We start from the raw sequence: 21,077 nt of genomic DNA, 5'->3' as shown, positions 1-21,077 counted from the left end.
GGCTGGTGCGGCCGGCGTGCCGGGCCGCAGCGAATGGCCGCTGCGGCGGCTGCGTCAGCCCTGGATGAATTGCATCTGCGTGCCGGCGAGCTCGATGAGGTCGCCGCTGCGCAATGCAATCGATTCGCCGGTCAAGGGGATGCCGTTGACGGTGGGGCGCTGGGCGCCTTCGACATGCGCAAACACGTAGCCGGTGGGGCGCTTGGTGATGGAGGCCACCTGGACGCCGGGCTTGCCGAGCGTGGTGACGACCTTGGTCAACGCGACCTCGCGGCCGGAGGCGGCGCCGGTCAGCACCTTGATGGCGGCCGGGCCGACGGGCGCGGCGCTCAGCCCGCCCAGCCCGGAGTTCAGCGCGCCCGGCATGGTGGGCGTAGGAACTCCCGACCCGGGCTTGAGGATCATGGTCCGCTCGTAGTCGTTACCGTCGTTGAGCAGGAACTTGATCTTGTATTTGCCGATTTCAACGGTGTCGTTGTCAGCCAACAACTGTTTTTTGATGGCCTTGCCGTTGATGTAGGTGCCGTTGGTGGAGTTCAGGTCCTCGATGAAGACGTCGTTGCCGACCATCTGCAGCACGGCGTGCTCGCCGCTGACGGCGAGGTTGTCAATGACGATGTCGTTGTACGGGCGCCGGCCAAGCGTGGTCTTGTCCTTGGTGACCTGCACTTCCTTGATCACGACGCCGTCGAGCGACACCACCAGTTTGCCCATGAATGACCTCAAATTCTGTTGTTCGTGCCGTGACTCTCGGGCGAGGACTCAATGGCCGCCGCGGCGTCCGAAGGGCCACCAGCCCCGGCCTTCGGTACGTTGGCGACCCTCTGCGCGGGCCAGGATCAGCGCGATGTTATCGCGGCCGCCGCGGTCATTGGCTGCATTGATCAGCGTCCGCGCAGCATCGGGAAGTGCAGGATTGCCGTGAAGCAGGTTGGCGATGCTGTCGTCGTCGACCATGTCGGACAGGCCGTCGGAGCAGAAAAGATACACATCGCCCACCTGCACCTCGTGCAGATGCAGCTCCATCAGCACGGTGTCTTCGACGCCGACGGCGCGCGTGACCAGATTCTTGTTGCTGGAGTAGGCGGCTTCTTCGGGCGTGATCAAGCCGGCGTCGATCTGTTCCTGCAGCAGGGAATGGTCGCGGGTGATCTGGGCCAGCCGGCCGGCGCGCAGGCGGTAGCCGCGCGAATCTCCGACATGGCCCAGCAGCAGGCCCTCCGGGCGGAAGGCGCCGAGCACCAGCGTCGTGCCCATGCCGGCGTACTTGGGGTTGGTGTTGGCGGCGTTGAAGATGGCGCGGTTGGCGTTGTCGACGCAAATGTCCATCGCGCGCTTGACTTCGCCGGCCCGCGCTTCGCGGCCGGCGTCTTTGAGCCAGCGGCCGAGTTCTGTGCAGATGAAGCTGGTCAGCATCTGGCTGGCCACTTCGCCGGCGTTGTAGCCGCCCATGCCGTCGGCCAGCACGGCCAAGCCGGCCGCCTCGTCGAGGGCGACCGAGTCTTCGTTGTTGTCGCGTGCGCGGCCCACGTCGGTGGCGCTGAAGAACTCCAGGATCATGGGGCTTGGGGTGGCTCGGGAGGCTCTGCGGAGGAGCGGCGATTCTGCCCTGCTTCCTCCGACGTCAAGCGCAGTGTTTGTGCGAACGCCGCATCCTGTGGTTGTACGGGTTCGGCGATGGCGGGCTCGTTTTGCAGGTCCATGATCAGGACTGCTTCGAGGTCGCGTGCCATCTGTTCGCCGCAGGGGTAGCGCAGCTCGGGACGCTTCTCCTGCGCCAGGGCGAGCACCAGTGCCAGCGACTCCGGGAGTTCGGGGCGGTGCACCCTGACGTCGGGCGCGGGCACCGTGGCGATGAGTTGCATCAGCCGCGCCATCGATTCGCTCTGATGCGGCAGCGTGCCGGTCAGCAGCTGGTAGAGCAACACGCCCAGGGAAAACAGGTCGCTGCGGCCGTCCACGGTCAGCCCGGCCAGTTGCTCGGGCGACATGAAGGAGGGCGTGCCCAGCACGAGCCCGGTCCGGGTGCGGTTGCCGTCACCGACGCGGGCAATGCCGAAGTCCATCAATTTCAGGCCGCCGTTGACGCGGTCGAGCATGACGTTGGCCGGCTTGATGTCGCGGTGGATGACGCCCTGGCTGTGCGCGTAGTCCAGTGCGCGGGCGAGCCGCACGCCGATCTGCACGACCTCGCGCACCGGCAGCAGATGGCCCGGCCGCGTGAAGAGGCTGAGGTCGCGGCCCAGCACATATTCGAGGGCGAGCCAGGCGTCGCGCCCGTCCTCGCCGGCGTCCACGACCTGCAGGATGTCGGGGTGTTGGAGCGTGCGCGCGGCGCGGGCCTCGCGCATGAAGCGGTCGCGCACGTCGGCCAGGTCGTCGGCGGAGAACTCCCGGCTCAGCGACAGGCGCTTGATGGCGACCTGCAGGCCGGTGGAGCGCTGCGTCGCCTTGTAGACGACGGCCATCGCACCGCGCCCGAGCTCGGCGCCCAGTTCGAAATCTCGCAGATCGGCGGATGTGGGGGGCGTCGACGCTGCGGGGCAGGCCGGGGCGGGCGGTGGCGCGGTGTCTGGTGCGCCCGGGGCCACTTCCGCCGCCGCATGGCCGCGACCGAGCAGGCGCTGCCAGAAGCCGCCTGCCCTGCCCGAGTTTTCGCTGCCGCTCATGGCGGCGATCTTAGGTGGCAGCGCGGCGCGAGCGCATCAGGCCAAGTGCCACCACGAGAATGGCGCCCGCAATGCCCACGGTGTAGCCCAGGTCGTGCAGGTTGGTGGCGAACCAGCTTTCCAGCGCGCTGTCGGTGATCGCCATCTCCCCCGCCACGAACCCGAGCAGGGCGGCGCCCAGGGTGATGATGGCCGGGAAGCGCTGCATCAGTTTCAGGAGCAGCGTGCTGCCGAAGACGATGAGCGGAATCGACAGCCCCAACCCGATCAGCAGCAGCACCGGCCGCATGGGCGCGGCGGCCGCACTCGCCGCCGCCGCGATGGCCACGACGTTGTCCAGGCTCATGGCCAGGTCGGCCAGCAGGATGGTGCGTATCGCGGCCCACAGACCATGGACTTCGCCGACCTCGGCGTCCTCGTCGGCCTGATTCATCAGCTTCACGCCGATCCAGACCAGCATCGCGGCGCCGACGAGTTTCAGAAAAGGCAGTTGGAGCAGCTGGATCGCAAACAGCGCCAGCAGCACTCGCATCAGGATGGCCGCAGCAGCGCCTCCCACGATGGCTTGGCGCTGCTGCTTGGGCGGCAGCCGGCGGGTGGCCAGCGCGATCACCACCGCGTTGTCCCCAGACAGCAGGATGTCGGCCCAGATGATTTTCAGCAGGGCGAAGAAGAAGGCGGCGTCGAGATGTTCCATGGGCTGGAAATGAAAAAGCCGCCGGATGAGCCGGCGGCTTGTGCTTGGGCTAGGCCCGGATTACAGCAGGCCCTTGAGCAGCTTGCCCATTTCAGACGGGTTGCGCGTGATCGTGAAGCCGCACTCTTCCATGATGGCGAGCTTGGCATCGGCCGTGTCGGCACCGCCGGAGATCAGCGCGCCGGCGTGGCCCATGCGCTTGCCCGGAGGGGCGGTGACACCAGCGATGAAGCCGACGATGGGCTTCTTCATGTTGGCCTTGCACCAGCGCGCGGCTTCCGCCTCGTCCGGGCCGCCGATCTCGCCGATCATGATGACGGCGTCGGTGTCCGGGTCATCGTTGAAGGCCTTCATCACGTCGATGTGCTTCAGGCCGTTGATCGGGTCGCCACCGATGCCGACGGCCGACGACTGGCCGATGCCCAGTTCGGTCAGCTGAGCCACGGCTTCGTACGTCAGCGTGCCGGAGCGCGAGACCACGCCGACACGACCCTTGCGGTGGATGTGGCCGGGCATGATGCCGATCTTGATTTCTTCCGGCGTGATCAGGCCCGGGCAGTTGGGGCCCAGCAGCAGCGTGCGCTTGCCGCCAGCGGCTTCCTTGGCCTTCATCTTGTTGCGCACTTCCAGCATGTCACGGACGGGAATGCCTTCCGTGATGCAGATGGCCAGGTCCAGGTCGGCCTCGACGGCTTCCCAGATGGCGGCGGCAGCGCCGGCGGGCGGCACGTAGATGACGGACACGGTGGCGCCGGTCTGGCCGGCGGCTTCCTTGACGGTCGCGTAGATGGGAATCTCGGAGAACTTCTCGCCGGCCTTCTTGGGGTTCACGCCTGCGACAAAGGCGTTCTTGCCGTTGGCATAGGCCTGGCAGCCCAGGGTGTGGAACTGGCCGGTCTTGCCGGTGATGCCCTGGGTGATGACCTTGGTGTCTTTGTTGATGTAGATGGACATGGGTCTGTTCCTAGTCAGTTGGGGACAGAGCTACTCGCGAGTACGCTCGGGCGGTCTGTCCCGCAAGGTCTTTAAGCTACGGCGGCGACGATCTTGGTGGCCGCTTCGGCCATCGTGTCGGCGGCGATGATGGGCAGGCCGGATTCGGCCAGCATCTTCTTGCCCAGTTCTTCGTTGGTGCCCTTCATGCGCACGACCAGCGGCACGGACAGGTTCACGGCCTTGCAGGCGGTGATCACGCCTTCGGCGATGGTGTCGCACTTCATGATGCCGCCGAAGATGTTGACCAGGATGCCCTTGACGGCCTTGTTCTTCAGCATGATCTTGAAGGCCTCGGTGACCTTCTCGGCCGTGGCGCCGCCGCCGACGTCCAGGAAGTTGGCCGGCTCGCCGCCGAACAGCTTGATGGTGTCCATCGTGGCCATGGCCAGACCGGCGCCGTTCACCAGGCAGCCGATGTTGCCGTCCAGGCTGATGTAGGCCAGGTCGAACTTCGAGGCTTCGATCTCGGCCGGATCTTCTTCGTCGAGGTCGCGATAGGCGACGATTTCGGGGTGGCGGAACAGCGCGTTGGCGTCGAAGTTGAACTTCGCGTCCAGCGCCATCAGGTTGCCCTTGGAGTCGCAGTTCAGCGGGTTGATCTCAACCAGCGACGCGTCGGTCTCCATGTAGCACTTGTAGAGCTTGGCGAAGATGTCGACCGCCTGGTCGACGGAGCCGCCGGTCAGGCCGATGGCGCCGGCGATCTTGCGCGACTGGGCTTCGGTCAGGCCGGTCAGCGGGTCGATCATCTCGGTGATGATCTTCTCGGGCGTGCTGTGGGCCACTTCTTCGATGTCCATGCCGCCTTCGCTGGAGGCGATGAACGCAACCTTCTGCGTGCCGCGGTCGGTGACCAGCGAGACGTAGAGCTCATTCTTGATGTCGGCGCCGTCTTCGATGTAGAGGCGGCGAACCTTCTGGCCTTCGGGGCCGGTCTGGTGCGTCACCAGCTGCATGCCCAGGATGCCTTCGGCCTTGGCCTTCACGTCCTCGATGGTCTTGGCGACCTTGACGCCACCACCCTTGCCACGGCCACCGGCGTGGATCTGCGCCTTCACGACCCAGACCGGGCCGCCCAGCTTCTGGGCTGCTTCAACGGCTTCCTGCACGGTGAAGGCCGGGATGCCGCGCGGCACGGGAACGCCGAACTGGCGCAGGATTTCTTTGCCCTGGTATTCGTGAATTTTCATGGCTGGGTCTTTCGGGTCGGGAAGTCAGAAAGCGATCGACGCGGACGCTGCGGGCAGCGGCCGAGGGGATTGGAACCGGAGGGAGAGGCGGTCGTTGCGCTGATGCGGGGCCCGCTCGGTGCTGCCGGCAACGTCGTGCAGGAACAACTGCCCATCGGCGGCGCGGCAGTGCGAAGGGCGGCGCAGGAGGGACAGGTGGACGACGGGGGGCATGAAGCGGATGCAGGCGAAGCAACCCGGCCGATGCCGGGACAGCGGTTTGACCGGCTCTCAGGGCGACGTTGCCCAGGAGCTGGAGGCTTGTAACCGGGTGAACCGCCGTTCGGGCGGCAGTCGGCAATGTAGCACGGAGGGGGAAATTACCCTTTGTTCGCGCTGAGAAGCGCGGCTCAGCCCCTGAGCAGTCGGCGCACCACCTCGGCGGAAAAGCCGCGTGCCAGCAGAAAGCGCATCTGCCGGGCGCGCGCCTCGGCGTCTGCGGGCGGCTCCGTGCCGAATCGCTTCAGCCGGACTTCTCGGGCCCGCTCCAGCTCGGTGGCCCGCAGCGTGGCCTGCTGTTCGGCGTCCAGCTTCAGGCCGTGTTGGGCCAGTTCCTGCTGAATCCGCTGCGCGCCGAAGCGCGAGGCGCGGATGTGCAGACGGGATTCGACAAAGCGTGCTTCGTCCAGGTAGCCACTGGCGGCCAGCGAATCCAGCAGCGCGTCCACGGCGGCGGCGGCATCGGGGCCGCCAGCCGCGTCGGCTTCGATGTCGTCGTCGGCTGGCGGCGCGATGCGGGTGCGAGAAGGCTCACCATCGTCATGGCGCGCGGCGGTGCCGTTGAGCGGGCGTTGGGCGCGCTGTTGCGCCTCGATGCGCAGCAGCTTGCGTCGCAACTCGGCGCGGCTGTGCTCCCGCTGGGCCAGCAACCCGATGGCCCGCGCCTTCAGGGACAGCGCCTGCCGCGCCATGCGATGCATCTGGTCGCGATCATTCCTCGGCCGGTGCACTCAGCTGCGCCACGCCCAGGGACTCGCGGATCTTGTTTTCGATCTCGCGGGCCAGATCGGGGTTCTCGCGCAGGAACTCGCGGGCGTTGTCCTTGCCCTGACCGATCTTCTCGCCCTGGTAGGCGTACCAGGAGCCGGATTTCTCGACGATCTTGGCGACGACGCCCATGTCGACGATCTCGCCCTCGCGGCTGATGCCTTCGCCGTAGAGGATGTCGAATTCGGCGGTTTTGAACGGCGGGCTGACCTTGTTCTTGACGACCTTGACCTTGGTCTCGGAGCCGATGACTTCTTCGCCCTTCTTGATGGAGCCGATGCGGCGGATGTCCAGCCGCACGGAGGCGTAGAACTTCAGCGCATTGCCGCCGGTGGTCGTTTCGGGCGAGCCGAACATGACGCCGATCTTCATGCGAATCTGGTTGATGAAGATGACCATGCAATTGGTCTTCTTGATCGTGGCCGTCAGCTTGCGCAGCGCCTGGCTCATCAGGCGGGCTTGCAGGCCGGGCAGGCTGTCGCCCATTTCGCCTTCGATTTCGGCCTTGGGGGTCAGCGCGGCGACGGAGTCGACGACGATGAGGTCCACCGAGCCGGAGCGCACGAGCGCATCGACGATTTCGAGGGCCTGCTCGCCGGTGTCGGGCTGGCTGATCAGCAGGTCGCTCAGGTTGACGCCGAGCTTCTGCGCGTACTGCACGTCGAGCGCGTGTTCGGCGTCGATGAAGGCGCAGGTGCCCGCCATCTTCTGCATCTCGGCGATGACTTGCAGCGTGAGCGTCGTCTTGCCGGAGGACTCGGGGCCGTAGATCTCGACGACGCGACCGCGCGGCAGGCCGCCGACGCCCAGCGCGATGTCCAGGCCCAGCGAGCCGGTGGAGACGACCTGGATGTCCTCGATGACCTCACCTTCACCGAGACGCATGATGGAGCCCTTGCCGAACTGCTTCTCGATCTGGGCGAGGGCGGCTTGCAGGGCCTTGGCTTTTTCGGTGTTCAGGGTTTTGACGGGGGCGTCCATGTGTTTCTCCAGTGCGATGTCGGAATTATGGGGCAATCTGTATGTTTGTACAGTGGTTCGTCCCCAGCGTTGATGAATGCTAGGGGATGGGTGGCTCATGGCGTGAGCCACCTCGTCACCACATAACATCTGTGCAGGAGACAGAAGAACATGCGCATCCTGATTGCCGAAGACGACCAAGTGCTGGCCGATGGGTTGTTGCGGGCGCTGCGCGCCTCGGGTTACGCGGTGGACCGCGTCAGCTCGGGCACCGAGGCGGACACCGCGCTGGCGACACACGAGTTCGATCTGGTCATCCTCGACCTCGGCCTGCCACGGCTGCATGGCCTGGAGGTGCTGCGCAAGTTGCGCGGGCGCGGGGCGACGATGCCGGTCTTGATCCTGACGGCGGCCGACAGTGTGGAGCAGCGCGTGAAGGGCCTGGACCTGGGGGCCGACGACTACATGGCCAAGCCGTTCTCGCTACAGGAGCTGGAGGCCCGTGTGCGTGCATTGACCCGGCGCGGCCTGGGCACGGCCAGCAGCGTCATCAAGCATGGGCCGTTGACCTTCGACGCCACCGGCCGCGTGGCCTACATCAACGAGCAGATGCTGGAGTTGTCGGCGCGCGAGCTGTCGCTGCTGGAGGTGTTGCTGCAGCGCGCGGGGCGCCTGGTCAGCAAGGACCAGCTCGTCGAGCGGTTGTGCGAATGGGGCGAAGAGGTCTCGAACAACGCGATCGAGGTCTACATCCACCGGCTGCGCAAGAAGATCGAGCAGGGGCCGATCCGCATCGCGACCGTGCGCGGGCTGGGCTACTGCCTGGAGAAGATCGCGTCATGAACGGCGTGGCCGGTGGCGGCGCGCGGCGGCCTGCGTAGATGCCGGGTGCGGAAGGTTCCGGCCGGCAACAAGGCTCGCTGTTTGGCGAGATCCTCGATTGGATGCTCGCGCCGCTGCTGCTGATCTGGCCGATCAGCGTGGCGCTGACGTGGCTGGTGGCGCAGGGCATCGCGGGTAGACCGTATGACCGCGAGCTGGGCGAAATGGCCCGCAGCCTGGGGCAGCAGGCGTCGGCAACCGAGGCGCCCGCCAAGGGCCGGGACCGCTACGCGCTCGCCCCCGAGGCCGCCGCGCTGCTGCGCGTGGACGCGACCGACACGGTGTTCTACCAAGTGCTGGGGGGGCGCGGCGAGCTGCTCAGCGGTGACGCGGCGCTGCCGCTGCCGACGGACGATGCGCCGGTGGTGCCTTGGGAGCTGCACTTCCGTGATGACGAGGTGGGCGCGGAGTCCGTGCGCGTGGCCTATCTGTGGGTGACGCCGGAGACGGCTGGCCAGACGGGCGCGTCGAGGACCTTGCTGGTGCAGGTGGCCGAGACGCTGGGCAAGCGCACGCGACTGACCAACGAGATCATCAAGGGCGTCATCCTGCCGCAGTTCGTCATCCTGCCGCTGGCGGTGCTGCTGGTGTGGCTGGCGCTAGCGCGCGGCATCTCGCCGCTGAACGAGTTGCAGCGGCGCATCCGCTCCCGTGACAGCTCCGATCTGTCGCCCATCGATGAGCAGCGCGTGCCGGACGAGGTGGCGCCGCTCGTGCAGGCAATCAATGATTTGCTGGCGCGGCTGGACTCGTCGATGAGCCGCCAGAAGCATTTCCTGGCCGACGCCGCGCATCAGCTGAAGACGCCGCTGGCCGGGTTGCGCACGCAGGCGGAGCTGATCCAGCGCGAGATCGATGCCGGCCGGGCATCGCCCGACGAGTTGAAGCGTTCGCTGGCGCAGGTCGCGCGGGCCAGCGAGCGGGCCGCCCACATGGTCAACCAGTTGCTGGCCATGGCGCGCGCCGAGGATGACGAGCAGGCGCTGCGGCGCGAGCCGGTCAACCTGGCGGAGATCGCGGTCGACACGGTGCGCGATTTCGTGCCGCGCGCGCTGGAGCGACGCATCGACCTGGGCTACGACGGCGCGCTGCCCGAGGACTGCCGCTTGCGCGTGTCGGGGCAGCCGGTACTCATCGGCGAGCTGATCCGCAACCTGGTCGACAACGCGCTGCTCTACACGCCGGCCGGTGGGCTCGTGACGGTGCGCATCGTCGAAGACCCGTTCGGCCAGGTGGTGGTGCTGCAGGTGGAGGACACCGGGCCGGGCATTGCGCCGGCCGAGCGCGAGAAGGTGTTCCAGCCGTTCTACCGGTCGCTGGGCAGCGGCGTGGAGGGCTCGGGGCTGGGGCTGGCCATCGTCCGCGAGATCGTCCAGCAGCATGACGCCGAGCTGATCCTGGACGACACGCGCGTGCGCCGCGCGGCCGGTGGCGAATCGCCGGATGGGCAGGGGCCCGGCGCGCGGTTCACGATCCGCTTTGCGGCGGTCGCTGCTACGTCTTGACGAGCTTGCGCACCCGCGCGATCGACATCAGCAGGCCGAGGCTCAGCCCCAGCGTCACCATCGCCGTGCCACCGTAGCTGATGAAGGGCAGCGGCACGCCCACGACGGGCAGGATGCCGCTGACCATGCCCATGTTGACGAACACATAGGTGAAGAAGGAGAGCGTCACGGCGCCGGCCATCAGCCGGGTGAACAGCGTCGGTGCTTCCGAGGCGATCATCAGCCCGCGCAGGATCAGCGCCGTGAACCCGGCCAGCAGCGCGAGTGCGCCGGCGAAGCCGAACTCCTCGCCGAAGGCCGCAAAGATGAAGTCGGTGGTGCGTTCCGGGATGAACTCCAGATGCGTCTGCGTGCCCTGCATGAAGCCCTTGCCGGTCAGGCCGCCGGACCCGATGGCGATCTCGCCCTGGATGATGTGGAAGCCCTTGCCCAGCGGGTCTTTGCTGGGGTCCAGCAGCGTGCAGACGCGGTGCTTCTGGTATTCCTTCAGCACGGGCCATTTCAGATCGGGCTCGCAGATCTTGTCTTCGCTGAGCACCAGCGTCGTGGCCGCCGCCGCGCCCAGCACCAACGCCGGCACGATCAGCTTCCAGGGCAGGCCGGCGAAGAAGATCACGTACAGCCCGGCCGCCAGCACCAGGATGCCGGTGCCGAGGTCCGGCTGCTTGGCGATCAGCAGGAAGGGCAGCAGCAGCAGGCCGAACGCGGCGATGAAGTCGGGCCAGCGCAGGATGCCCTCGCGCTTCTGGAACCACCAGGCCAGCATCAGCGGCGTGGCGAGCTTGAGCAGCTCGGAGGGCTGGATCTGCGTGATGCCGATGTTGAGCCAGCGCGTCGCGCCCTTCTTCGTGACGCCGAACAGCGCCGTCGCCAGCAGCAGGGCCACGCCGAAGGCGTAGAGCGGGATGGCGATGGCCATCAGCTTCTGCGGCGGCACCTGGGCAACGATGAACATCAGCGTCAGCGCCAGCAGCATGTTGCGCGCGTGGTCGGGGAAGCGCGTGCCGTTGTCATAGCCGGCCGAGTACATGGACAGCAGGCCCCAGACGCACAGCCACAGGATGGCCAGCAGCAGGGGGATGTCGAAGCCGCGCAGCCAGGGGCGCAGGCGGCGCAGCAGCGGCGGGCGTTCGATGACGGTCATTCTGTGTGCCCCCTGGGCCGACTTGCAGCCGGCCCGCCCCCCGGGGGGGTGAAGGAAATTTGGGACGGCCCGGCGTTTCCTTGCGAGGCTCCTGAAGCGGGGGCCGAGGCCCCGGACGCCGCCGACGCCGGTGCGCCGGCCTGGCCCGGCAGCGGCACGTCAGCGGCTTTGCGCGGCGTGCCGATGGGCGCGAAGGTCTGGCCCAGCTGGGTCTTGGCGATGTCTTCCTCGCTGGGGTAGAGGCCCGCCAGCAGGTAGTCGAACACACGGCGCGCGATGGGCGCGGCCGACGACGAGCCCCAGCCCGCGTTTTCGACGATCAGCGCCAGCGCCACGGTCGGGTGGTCCACCGGCGCGAAGCCGACGTACAGCGAGTGGTCGCGCTTGCGCTCGTCGGCCTTGATGCTGCTGTACTTCTCGCCGGCCTTCAGGCCGATGGCCTGGGCCGTGCCGGTCTTGCCACCGCTCTGGTAACTCGCCCCCATGAAGACCTGGCGCGACGTGCCCTCCAGCGTCACGCCGTTCATCGCGTTCTGGATGACGGCCACGTCGGCGGGCTTGAGCGGCAGCGGCGGCAGTGCATCGCTGGCGATGCGGCGCTGCTCGTGCTTGACCACGTCCTCGATCTCGCGCACCAGCCGCGGCTTGAAGCGCTGGCCGCCGGACGCGATGGCCGAGTAGGCCGTGGCCATCTGCAGCATCGTGAAGTTGTTGTAGCCCTGGCCGATGCCCAGCGAGATGGTCTCGCCGGCAAACCATTTCTGGTTCGCCGGGTTCTTGCGGAAGTACTCGCGCTTCCAGGCCTGCGAGGGCAGCACGCCCGTCACCTCGCCCAGCAGGTCGATGTCCGTCTTGCGGCCCAGGCCGAAGGGCTGGAGCTGGTCGTGGATGAGGTCCACGCCCATCTCGTTGGCCAGGCTGTAGAAGTAGACGTTGGAGGACGACACGATGGCCAGCCGCATGTCCTTGGGGCCGGCGCGGTCGGTCTCCGGGCTGCCGTAGTTGTGGCCCCCGAAGCTGTAGGTGAGCGTGTCCATGATGACCGTGCTGGGCGAGCGCTTGCCGGTGTTGAGCGCGGCCATGGCCATCAGCGGCTTGAAGGTGGAGCCCGGCGGGTAGGTGCCGCGCAGCGCGCGGTTCAGCAGCGGCTTGTCGATGTCTTCGTTCAGCTCGCGCCAGCTGTCGGCGTCGATGCCGTCGACAAAGAGGTTGGGGTCGAACGTGGGCTTGGACACGAAGGCCAGCACCTCGCCGTTGCGCGGGTCGATGGCGACGAGCGCGCCGCGCCGGTCACCGAACAGCTGTTCCACCAGCGCCTGCAGCTTGATGTCGATGGACAGGTTCAGCGTGTTGCCGGGCGTGGGCGGCCTGTGGTCGAGCCGGCGCACGGCGCGGCCGCCGGCGCTGGTCTCGACCTGCTCGAAGCCGGTGCTGCCGTGCAGTTCGCGCTCATAAGCCTGCTCCAGGCCGAGCTTGCCGATGTACTCGGTGCCGCGGTAGTTGGCGAGGTCTTCCTCTTCCCACTCTTCCATGCCCTTCTTCTCGGCCTGGTTGATGCGGCCGATGTAGCCGATCAGGTGGGCGCCCACTTCGCCGAGTGGGTAGGAGCGAAACAGCCGGGCCTTGATCTCCACGCCGGGGAAGCGGAAGCGCTGCGCCGTGAAGCGGGCCACTTCCTCGTCGGTCAGCTTGGTGCGGATGGGCAGGGAGTCGGTGTGCTTGGCCTCTTCCAGCAGGCGCTTGAAGCGGCGCTTGTCGCGCAGCTGGATGTCGATGACCTGGCCCAGCGCCTCGATGGTGCCGTCCAGGTCGGCCACCTTCTCGGGGTTGATTTCCAGCGTGTAGGCCGAGTAGTTGCTGGCCAGCACGACGCCGTTGCGGTCCTTGATGAGGCCGCGGTTGGGCACGATGGGCACGACCGCGATGCGGTTGGACTCGGCCCGCTCCGCGAAGCTGTCGTACTGGATGAGTTGCAGCCACACCAGCCGCGCGATGAGCAGACCGAAGCAGAACAGCACGAAGGCGCCTGCCGCCAGCACGCGCAGCCGGAAGCGGGACAGCTCCTGGCGGAGGTTCTTGAGGACGACCATGTCAGTAGCGATATCCCGGGCCGAGCGCCGGGCCGCCCCAAGCCGGCCCGACTGAGGCTGTTCGCGGCTCAATGCCGCGAACAGCCTCGTCCCCTTGGGGGACCGGCCAGACTCGCCCGCGTTCAGCGCGGCGAGGTTGGACGAGGGGCGAATACATCACAGCGGCCGGTGGGCGTCGCGGTCCGGCGCACGCCGCTGTGGCGCGAGCAGCACCACGCTGGCCAGAGGCCACAGCGCGGACTCGATCACGGGCGCCAGCAGCACGGTCCAGCCCGGCCACATGCCGCCGACGATCATGCGCACCACCAGAGCCAGCGCATGCGCCGCGAAGAACAGCGGCAGCACCTGCACGGACTGCGCCCTCAGCGAGAACCACGGCAGCCGGCGGTGCAGCATGATGGCGCAGAAGCTCAGCCCGCTGTAGGCCAGCGCATGCTGGCCCAGCAGGGCGCCGTCGTGCACGTCGACGAGCAGCCCGAAGACGAAGGCCCACAACACGCCCACCCGGCGCGGCTGGTGCACGCCCCAGAATACGAGCACGACGGCCAGCACATCCGGCATGGCGGCCACGCGGCCGACCGGCACCATGTCGATCATCAGCGCGGCGACGAGCGTGAACGCGATGAACCAGGGGTTGGCGGGCAGCAGCAGCCGCTCCGCAGCGCGCGGCATGATCATGGTGTGGCCCCCGAGGCTTTCTGTGCGGCCCGCTCGGCGGCTTTCGCCGCGCGCTCTTCTTTCTTCAAGGCCCGCGCGGCGGCCTTGGCTTCGGCGGCGTTGGCGGCGTCGGCCTCCTTGCGCGCGGCGAGGTGCCGGTCCAGCGGCTGCAGCACCAGCACATGGCGGGCGCTGTCCGGCTGGGCGATGGGCTGCAACTGCACCTGCGCGAAGCTGGAGTCACCGCGCCGCTCGACACGGCTGACCTTGGCGACCGGCAGGCCCGGCGGGTAGATGCCGTCCAGCCCCGATGTGGTCATCAGGTCGCCTTCCTTCACATCGGCATTGGCGGCCAGGAAGCGCAGCTCCATGCCGGACCCGTCGGCGCGGCCCGCGGCCGCGTTGCGCATCTGCGTGCGGGCGTTCAGCAGCGGGATGGCCGCGTCCTTGTCGTTCAGCAGCGTGACCTCGGCCGACAGCGGGTACACGCGCGTCACCTGGCCCAGCACGCCGGCCTCGTTGATGACCGGTGAGCCGGCCACGACGCCCTGCGCGGAGCCGCGGTCGATGACGACGCGGCGCGAGAACGGGTCCGGCGCCTCGAACAGCACCTCGGCGGCATGCGACGGCACGGCCAGTGCGGGCTGCAGCTCCAGCAGCTTGCGCAGGCGCGTGTTCTCGGCCTGCAGGGCCTCGGCGCGCGACAGTCGCTCGGCCTGCTCCACCAGCTGGCGGCGGGCCAGGTCTTCCGCTGCCATCGCGCGCTTGGTGCCGCGCAGGTAGTCGCCGGCTGTTTCCCACGCGTCCACCGGCGCCAGCAGCAGGCGCTGCACCGGCTGCAGCACCAGCGCCAGCGCCGCACGGGCCGGCTGGACGAGCTTGAATCGGGCGTCGGCCACCATCAGCACCAGGGCCAGCGCCGAACACAGCGCGAGCCTGGTCAGCGCCGACGGGCCCTGGCGGAAGAACGGCGGCGGAGAGCGGTCGAGGGTGCCGAGAGGCATCTTGTACGGAAGGCGCGTCGCTGTCAGTCGGCTCGCGGGCCGAGCGCTGGGCTGCCATGGGCCAGAGGCCCATGGCCTGTCGTAGGCACAAGCAGTCCGCAGGGACTGCTTGAGTCCGACTCCAGTTCGCCGAGCCGGCCCGGTTTGGCGATGTGCTCGCGGCTCAATGCCGAGAGCATCGCCGTCCCCCAGGGGGACCGGCCAGACGCACCGCGGTCAGCGGTGTGCGGCTGGACGAGGGGTTCCATGTCACTCGGACGTGAAGATGGAGCCCAGGCGCTCCATGCGCTCCAGCGCCATGCCGCAGCCGCGCACCACGCAGGTCAGCGGGTCCTCGGCCACCAGCACCGGCAGGCCGGTTTCCTCGCCCAGCAGGCGGTCCAGGTCGCGCAGCAGCGCGCCGCCGCCGGTCAGCATCATGCCGCGCTCGGCGATGTCGGCGCCCAGTTCCGGGGGCGTCTGCTCCAGCGCGTTCTTCACGGCGGAGACGATCTGGTTGAGCGGGTCGGTCAGGGCTTCCAGGATCTCGTTGGACGAGATCGTGAAGCTGCGCGGCACGCCTTCGGACAGGTTGCGGCCCTTGACTTCCATCTCCTTGACCTCGGAGCCCGGGAAGGCGGAACCGATGTTCTTCTTGATGGCTTCGGCCGTGGGCTCGCCGATCAACATGCCGTAGTTGCGACGGATGTAGTTGATGATGGCTTCGTCGAACTTGTCGCCGCCGACGCGGACCGAGCCCTTGTAGACCATGCCGCCCAGCGAGATCACGCCGACTTCCGTCGTGCCGCCGCCGATGTCGACGACCATGGAGCCCGACGCCTCGGCCACCGGCAGGCCGGCACCGATGGCGGCGGCCATCGGTTCCTCGATCAGGTAGACCTCGCTGGCGCCCGCACCCAGCGCCGATTCACGGATGGCGCGGCGCTCGACCTGGGTGGAACCGCAGGGCACGCAGATGATGATCCTCGGCGACGGCTTGAACGTCTTCGAGTCGTGGACCATCTTGATGAACTGCTTGAGCATCTGCTCGGTGACGGTGAAGTCGGCGATGACGCCGTCCTTCATCGGGCGGATGGCTTCGATGTTGCCGGGCACCTTGCCCAGCATGGCCTTGGCTTCGCGGCCGACGGCCTGGATGGTCTTCTTGCCGTTGGGGCCGCCCTCGTGGCGGATGGACACCACCGAAGGCTCGTCGAGGACGATGCCCTTGCCGCGCACGTAGATCAGGGTGTTGGCGGTGCCGAGGTCGATGGCCAGGTCGGTGGAGAAGTAGCGGCGCAGGGAGGCGAACATGGTGTGACGCGGGGAGCCTCGCCGGCAGGGCGCGGCTTGAAATCGGGGGCCAGATAAGCAATGAGGCCGCCGGGGCCTCGCTGAAATTCATCGCGAAGCGGGCAGCCTCAAAGGCTTGGAAGATGGGCGGCGATAATACCCGATCACCCCTGTTTTGAGCCCTGGCGCAATAGGTTTTCGGCTCAATCCTTACACCTAAAAACTCCCCATGAGCCTCACCCCTGACGACGTGAGCCGCATCGCCAACCTGGCCCGGTTGGAGCTGCAACCGGCCGAGTCCGCCGGCCTGCTTGGCAACCTGAACGACTTCTTCAAGATCGTCGACCAGATGAGCGCGGTGGACACGGCCGGCATCGAGCCGCTGTACACGCCGCTGTCGGCCATCCAGCAGGTGCAGCTGCGCCTGCGCGACGACGTCGTCACCGAGAGCAACCAGCGCGAGCTGAACCAGCGCAGCGCCCCGGCCGTCGAGGACGGCCTCTTCCTCGTTCCCAAGGTCATCGAATGAAGCCCGTTCACGACATGGGCGTGGCCGAGCTGGCCGCCGCCCTGAAGAGCCGTGCCCTGTCCAGCCGCGAGGCCACGCAGGCCGCGCTGGATCGCATTGCCGCTCACGCCGGCCTCGGCGCCTTCCTGCACGTCGATGCCGACGGTGCGCTAGCCCGTGCCGACGCGGCCGACGCCCAGCTTGCCGCCGGCAACGCCGGGCCGCTGGCCGGGGTGCCCATCGCGCACAAGGACGTCTACGTCACGGCCGACATGCCGACGACGGCGGGCTCCAAGATCCTGGCCGGCTACCGCAGCCCCTTCGACGCTACCGTCGTCGCCCGCCTGAACGCAGCCGGCACGGTCAGCGTCGGCAAGCTCAACTGCGACGAGTTCGCGATGGGCTCGGCCAACGAGAACAGCGCCTTCGGCCCGGCCCACAACCCGTGGGACACCTCCCGCGTGCCGGGCGGCTCGTCGGGCGGCTCGGCCGTCGCCGTGGCGGCGCGCCTGGTGCCCGGCACGACCGGCACCGACACCGGCGGCTCGATCCGCCAGCCGGCCAGCTTCACCGGCATCACCGGCATCAAGCCGACCTACGGCGTCTGCTCGCGCTACGGGATGATCGCCTTCGCGTCCAGCCTGGATCAGGCCGGCCCGATGGCCCGCTCGGCCGAGGACTGCGCGCTGCTGCTGTCGGCCATGAGCGGCTTCGACGAGCGCGACGCGACCAGCGTGCAGCAGCCGCCGCAGGACTTTCATGCCCAGATGCTGGCGGCCCGCGAGGGCGCTGCAGCGGGCAAGCCGCTGGCGGGGCTGCGCGTCGGCCTGCCCAAGGAGTTCTTCCCGGCAGGTTTGTCGGCCGACGTGAACGCCGCCGTGCGCGCCGGTCTCGCCGAGCTGGAGAAGCTGGGCGCGACGCTGGTGGACGTCAGCCTGCCGCGCACCGAGCTGGCGATTCCCGTCTACTACATCATTGCCCCGGCCGAGGCGAGCTCGAACCTGAGCCGCTTCGACGGCGTCAAGTTCGGTCATCGCGCGGCCCAGTACGACGACCTGCTGGACATGTACAAGAAGACGCGCGCCGAGGGCTTCGGCCCCGAGGTGAAGCGCCGCATCATGATCGGCAGCTATGTGCTGAGCCACGGCTACTACGACGCCTACTACCTGCAGGCGCAGAAGCTGCGCCGCATGATCGCGGACGACTTCCAGCAGTGCTTCACGCAGTGCGACGTCATCGCCGGCCCGGTGGCGCCCACCGTCGCCTGGAAGCATGGCGAGGGCAAGGACAACCCGACCCAGGCCTACCTGGCCGACATCTTCACGCTGCCCGGCTCGCTGGCCGGCCTGCCCGGCATGAGCGTGCCGGTGGGCACCGGCGACGGCGGCATGCCCGTGGGCCTGCAACTGATTGGCAACTACTTCAAGGAAGGGCAGCTGCTGCACACCGCGCACGCGTTGCAGCAAGCCACCGACTGGCATCGCGCCGCGCCCTCAGGATTCTGATATGCCCACTTCCAAGCTCATCCGCGGCTACGAGGTCGTCATCGGCCTCGAAAACCACGTCCAGCTCTCCACGCAGAGCAAGATCTTCAGCGGCAGCTCGACCGCCTTCGGCGCCGCGCCCAATACGCAGGCCTCGCCGGTGGATTTGGCGCTGCCCGGCACGCTGCCGGTGCTGAACCGCGCGGCCGTCGAGCGCGCCATCCGCTTCGGCCTGGCGGTCGGTGCCAAGGTGGCGCCGCTGTCCATCTTCGCGCGCAAGAACTACTTCTACCCCGACCTGCCCAAGGGCTACCAGATCAGCCAGTTCGAGATCCCGGTGGTGCAGGGCGGCGCGGTGGAGTTCTTCGTCGGCGACGTGAAGCACAAGGTCAACCTGACCCGTGCCCACCTCGAGGAAGACGCGGGCAAGAGCCTGCATGAGGACTATCACGGCCAGTCGGGCATCGACCTGAACCGCGCCGGCACGCCGCTGCTGGAGATCGTCTCCGAGCCCGACATGCGCTCGGGCGCCGAGGCCGCCGAGTACGCCAAGACGCTGCATGCGCTGGTCATGTGGCTGGGCATCTGCGACGGCAACATGCAGGAAGGCTCGTTCCGCTGCGACGTCAACGTGTCGGTGCGCAAGCCCGGCGAGCCCTTCGGCACGCGCCGCGAGATCAAGAACCTCAACAGCTTCCGCTTCCTCGTCGACGCGGTGAACTACGAGGTCAACTGGCAGATCGACGAGATCGAGGACGGCCGCAAGATCCAGCAGGCCACGGTCTTGTACAACCCGGACACCGGCGAGACCCGGGCGATGCGCAGCAAGGAAGACTCGGCCGACTACCGCTACTTCCCCGACCCCGACCTGCCGCCGCTGGTCATCGGCGCGGACTGGGTGGAGCGCGTGAAGGGCGAGATGCCCGAGCTGCCGGCCGTGATGGCCGCGCGCTTCATCGAGGTTGATGGCCTGCCCGAGTACGACGCGACGATGATGACGCAGAGCCTGGCGACGGCGCGCTACTACGAGGCCGCCAAGGGCGCCGGTGCTAGCCCGAAGCTGGTGTCCAACTGGGTCATGGGCGAGATCAGCAAGCGGCTCAACGCCGACGGTGGCGAGATCGACGCCGCGCCGGTCGGCCCCGAGCTGCTGGCGAAGCTGATCGGCCGCATCTCCGATGGCATGATCTCCAACAACGCCGCCAAGCAGGTGTTCGAGGTGCTGTGGACCGGCGAAGCCACGAACGTGGACGCCGTCATCGACGCCAAGGGCCTGAAGCAGGTCAGCGACACCGGCGCCATCGAGGCCATCCTCGACGAGGTGCTGGCGGCCAACCAGAAGTCGGTCGACGAGTTCCGCGCCGGCAAGGACAAGGCGTTCAACGCGCTGGTCGGCCAGGCGATGAAGGCGACCAAGGGCAAGGCCAACCCGGCGCTGGTCAACGAGCTGCTGAAGAAGAAGCTGGGTTGAGGCCGGGGTGCGGCGAGCGCCTCGCGCGCTCGCCGTTGTCGGCCGGGCTGGCCCCGTGTTTTCCTGAAGCTACTTGGAGGCGCCCGGCTTGGGCGTGTGGGTAGGGAGCGCGGGCGGCAGCTCTTCCAGCGGTGGCAGGGAGCCCGGCGCCGCGCCGGCCCACAGCTTGCGCAGCCGTGCCAGCTCGGCGTCGAAGCGCGCGTTGATGCGCACGCTCTCGGCCTTCTGGTTCTCGATGAGCATCTGCTGGGCCTCGACGCTGGCGTCGTTGGCGTCCAGCGCCTGCTTCAGCTTCGCGGGCAGCGGCTTGCCCTTGTAGAACTCGGCCTCCTGGGTCAGCGGCTTGCGGTCGGCGCCGAGTTCCTTGATGCGGCGCTCCGACAGGTGCAGGGCCTTGCTGCTGTCGTCCAGCGCGGCGCTGCGAGCACGCTGGTGGGCGGCTTCGTTCGGGTAGCGCAGCATCAGCGTGCGGTCGCGGCGCGCGGCGTCCAGCTGCGCCAGGCGTTCAGCGGCGGCGCGGCGTTCGGCGGCGTCCTTGGCGGCGCGTTCCTCCGGGCTCAGGAAGGGCTGCAGCGTGGCGCGCTGGGAGCCGTCGGCGTTGAGCATGCGCTGCTCGCGCGCGGCGCATTCGGCAATGGGGCGGTCGCTGGTCAGCCTGCGGCCATCGGCCGTCGTGCAGCTGTAGATGCCCTTGGCCGGCGCCCCGTCCTGGGCCCAGGAGGCGGTGGTCAACAGCAGTCCGGTGACGAGGAGTGCAGGCTTCACGGGTGTTCAGACTCCATAGCGCTCACGATAGGCCAGTACGGCCGGGCGGTGGGCGGCGAGCTCGGGCGCGCCGTCGAGATAGGCCAGCAGGTCGGCGAGGCCGGCGATGGCCACGACCGGCAGGCCGTAGCGCTGCTGCACCTGCTGCACGGCCGACTGCGGGCTGTCCACGCCGCCTTCGGCTGCTTTTTCCTGACGGTCCAGTGCAATGGACACGCCGCAGGGGGTCGCGCCAGCGGCCTCGATCATCTGGATGGATTCGCGCACCGAGGTGCCGGCCGAGATGACGTCGTCGATGATGAGCACGCGGCCCTTCACCGGCGCGCCCACCAGCGTGCCGCCTTCGCCGTGGTCCTTGGCTTCCTTGCGGTTGTAGGCGAACGGGACGTTATGGCCGCGGCGGGCGAGTTCCATGGCGACGGCGGCGGCCAGCGTGATGCCCTTGTAGGCCGGGCCGAAGATCATGTCGAACGCCAGGCCGGAGGCGATCAGGCGTTCCGCGTAGAAGGCCGCGAGCCGGCCGAGCTTGGCGCCATCGTCGAACAGGCCGGCGTTGAAGAAATAGGGGCTCAGCCGGCCGGCCTTGGTCTTGAACTCGCCGAAGCGCAGCACACCCGCCTCGACGGCGAACGCAACAAAGGACTGGGCGAGAAGGTCGGTAGGCGCGGCAGACATGGTCCTGGATTTTAGGGGGCAACTAACCAGCCGAACCCCCAGAAGGCGGCCGTGCCCGCGGTGTGTTGACGCTGGTCTCGGG

General features: G+C 68.1%; 20 protein-coding genes. 5 read left to right on the top strand and 15 right to left on the bottom strand.

Features of this window, described 5'->3' with window-relative positions:
- Window positions 1-54 precede the first annotated feature (54 nt).
- The 8 genes from ACG00X_RS11025 to recA form a co-directional block, all read right to left on the bottom strand.
- The gene (locus tag ACG00X_RS11025; protein WP_394488218.1) at window positions 55-714 is read right to left on the bottom strand and encodes an FHA domain-containing protein; all 660 of its coding nucleotides are present in this window, start codon (window positions 712-714) and stop codon (window positions 55-57) included.
- Between the two features lie 48 nt (window positions 715-762).
- Window positions 763-1,560, bottom strand: coding sequence for a Stp1/IreP family PP2C-type Ser/Thr phosphatase (locus tag ACG00X_RS11020; protein ID WP_394488216.1), 798 nt, complete (start codon window positions 1,558-1,560; stop codon window positions 763-765).
- The gene (locus ACG00X_RS11015) at window positions 1,557-2,669 is read right to left on the bottom strand and encodes a serine/threonine-protein kinase (protein ID WP_394488215.1); all 1,113 of its coding nucleotides are present in this window, start codon (window positions 2,667-2,669) and stop codon (window positions 1,557-1,559) included. The genes ACG00X_RS11020 and ACG00X_RS11015 overlap by 4 nt, the downstream gene beginning before the upstream one ends.
- Before the next feature lie 10 nt (window positions 2,670-2,679).
- Entirely contained in the window at window positions 2,680-3,366 is a 687-nt protein-coding gene (locus tag ACG00X_RS11010) for a YjbE family putative metal transport protein (RefSeq protein ID WP_394488213.1), read from the bottom strand.
- A 60-nt stretch (window positions 3,367-3,426) separates the two neighbouring features.
- Window positions 3,427-4,320 carry a succinate--CoA ligase subunit alpha gene (gene sucD, locus ACG00X_RS11005; protein WP_394488211.1) on the bottom strand — a complete coding sequence of 298 codons (894 nt, stop codon included), beginning with the start codon at window positions 4,318-4,320 and terminating at the stop codon, window positions 3,427-3,429.
- Between the two features lie 71 nt (window positions 4,321-4,391).
- A complete protein-coding gene (gene sucC / locus ACG00X_RS11000) occupies window positions 4,392-5,552 on the bottom strand; it encodes an ADP-forming succinate--CoA ligase subunit beta (RefSeq protein ID WP_394488209.1) in 1,161 nt (386 codons plus the stop codon).
- 389 nt (window positions 5,553-5,941) lie between these two features.
- A complete protein-coding gene (locus ACG00X_RS10995; RefSeq protein WP_394488207.1) occupies window positions 5,942-6,511 on the bottom strand; it encodes a regulatory protein RecX in 570 nt (189 codons plus the stop codon).
- Window positions 6,512-6,521: 10 nt separating this feature from the next.
- Window positions 6,522-7,559, bottom strand: a complete 1,038-nt coding sequence (recA, locus tag ACG00X_RS10990; RefSeq protein ID WP_394488205.1) for a recombinase RecA — start codon at window positions 7,557-7,559, stop codon at window positions 6,522-6,524.
- Window positions 7,560-7,709: 150 nt separating this feature from the next.
- On the opposite strand from recA, the gene ACG00X_RS10985 reads away from it, so the two are divergent.
- Both ACG00X_RS10985 and ACG00X_RS10980 read left to right on the top strand, forming a co-directional pair.
- Complete coding sequence (locus ACG00X_RS10985) at window positions 7,710-8,381, top strand: response regulator (protein WP_394488203.1); 672 nt, start codon at window positions 7,710-7,712, stop codon at window positions 8,379-8,381.
- Between the two features lie 101 nt (window positions 8,382-8,482).
- Window positions 8,483-9,925: a sensor histidine kinase gene (locus ACG00X_RS10980; protein ID WP_394488201.1), complete on the top strand. Its 1,443-nt coding sequence runs from the start codon at window positions 8,483-8,485 to the stop codon at window positions 9,923-9,925.
- Here the strand turns inward: ACG00X_RS10980 and rodA are convergent.
- From rodA to ACG00X_RS10955, 5 genes are all read right to left on the bottom strand, one after another.
- Window positions 9,915-11,069 (bottom strand): rod shape-determining protein RodA, encoded by a 1,155-nt coding sequence (gene rodA / locus ACG00X_RS10975; RefSeq protein ID WP_394488200.1) that lies wholly within the window; start codon window positions 11,067-11,069, stop codon window positions 9,915-9,917. The two genes, ACG00X_RS10980 and rodA, sit on opposite strands and share 11 nt — an antisense overlap.
- The gene (mrdA, locus tag ACG00X_RS10970) at window positions 11,066-13,159 is read right to left on the bottom strand and encodes a penicillin-binding protein 2 (RefSeq protein WP_394488198.1); all 2,094 of its coding nucleotides are present in this window, start codon (window positions 13,157-13,159) and stop codon (window positions 11,066-11,068) included. Before mrdA ends, rodA begins: the two co-directional genes overlap by 4 nt.
- A 156-nt stretch (window positions 13,160-13,315) precedes the next feature.
- The gene (gene mreD, locus ACG00X_RS10965) at window positions 13,316-13,837 is read right to left on the bottom strand and encodes a rod shape-determining protein MreD (RefSeq protein ID WP_394488197.1); all 522 of its coding nucleotides are present in this window, start codon (window positions 13,835-13,837) and stop codon (window positions 13,316-13,318) included.
- Window positions 13,834-14,820: a rod shape-determining protein MreC gene (gene mreC, locus ACG00X_RS10960; RefSeq protein WP_394488196.1), complete on the bottom strand. Its 987-nt coding sequence runs from the start codon at window positions 14,818-14,820 to the stop codon at window positions 13,834-13,836. Before mreC ends, mreD begins: the two co-directional genes overlap by 4 nt.
- 249 nt (window positions 14,821-15,069) lie before the next feature.
- Window positions 15,070-16,113: a rod shape-determining protein gene (locus tag ACG00X_RS10955; RefSeq protein ID WP_056191483.1), complete on the bottom strand. Its 1,044-nt coding sequence runs from the start codon at window positions 16,111-16,113 to the stop codon at window positions 15,070-15,072.
- Between the two features lie 208 nt (window positions 16,114-16,321).
- Between ACG00X_RS10955 and gatC the strand changes: the two genes are divergently transcribed.
- Genes gatC through gatB form a run of 3 tightly spaced genes read left to right on the top strand, consistent with a single transcriptional unit; the run spans window position 16,322 to window position 19,555 of the window.
- The gene (gene gatC, locus ACG00X_RS10950; protein ID WP_394488194.1) at window positions 16,322-16,621 is read left to right on the top strand and encodes an Asp-tRNA(Asn)/Glu-tRNA(Gln) amidotransferase subunit GatC; all 300 of its coding nucleotides are present in this window, start codon (window positions 16,322-16,324) and stop codon (window positions 16,619-16,621) included.
- Complete coding sequence (gatA, locus tag ACG00X_RS10945; protein ID WP_394488193.1) at window positions 16,618-18,105, top strand: Asp-tRNA(Asn)/Glu-tRNA(Gln) amidotransferase subunit GatA; 1,488 nt, start codon at window positions 16,618-16,620, stop codon at window positions 18,103-18,105. The genes gatC and gatA overlap by 4 nt, the downstream gene beginning before the upstream one ends.
- Window position 18,106: 1 nt before the next feature.
- On the top strand, window positions 18,107-19,555 hold the full coding sequence (gatB, locus tag ACG00X_RS10940; RefSeq protein WP_394488192.1) for an Asp-tRNA(Asn)/Glu-tRNA(Gln) amidotransferase subunit GatB: 1,449 nt from the start codon (window positions 18,107-18,109) through the stop codon (window positions 19,553-19,555).
- Between the two features lie 69 nt (window positions 19,556-19,624).
- Here the strand turns inward: gatB and ACG00X_RS10935 are convergent, their stop codons facing one another.
- Together ACG00X_RS10935 and pyrE are read right to left on the bottom strand one after the other, a co-directional pair.
- Window positions 19,625-20,320: a hypothetical protein gene (locus ACG00X_RS10935; RefSeq protein WP_394488191.1), complete on the bottom strand. Its 696-nt coding sequence runs from the start codon at window positions 20,318-20,320 to the stop codon at window positions 19,625-19,627.
- Between the two features lie 6 nt (window positions 20,321-20,326).
- The gene (gene pyrE, locus ACG00X_RS10930) at window positions 20,327-20,995 is read right to left on the bottom strand and encodes an orotate phosphoribosyltransferase (protein WP_394488190.1); all 669 of its coding nucleotides are present in this window, start codon (window positions 20,993-20,995) and stop codon (window positions 20,327-20,329) included.
- Between the last annotated feature and the right edge of the window lie 82 nt (window positions 20,996-21,077).

The sequence above is a fragment of the Pelomonas nitida genome (assembly GCF_043555975.1).
Lineage (GTDB): Bacteria > Pseudomonadota > Gammaproteobacteria > Burkholderiales > Burkholderiaceae_C > Pelomonas > Pelomonas nitida.
This window is presented reverse-complemented; position numbering and strand designations above follow the sequence as displayed.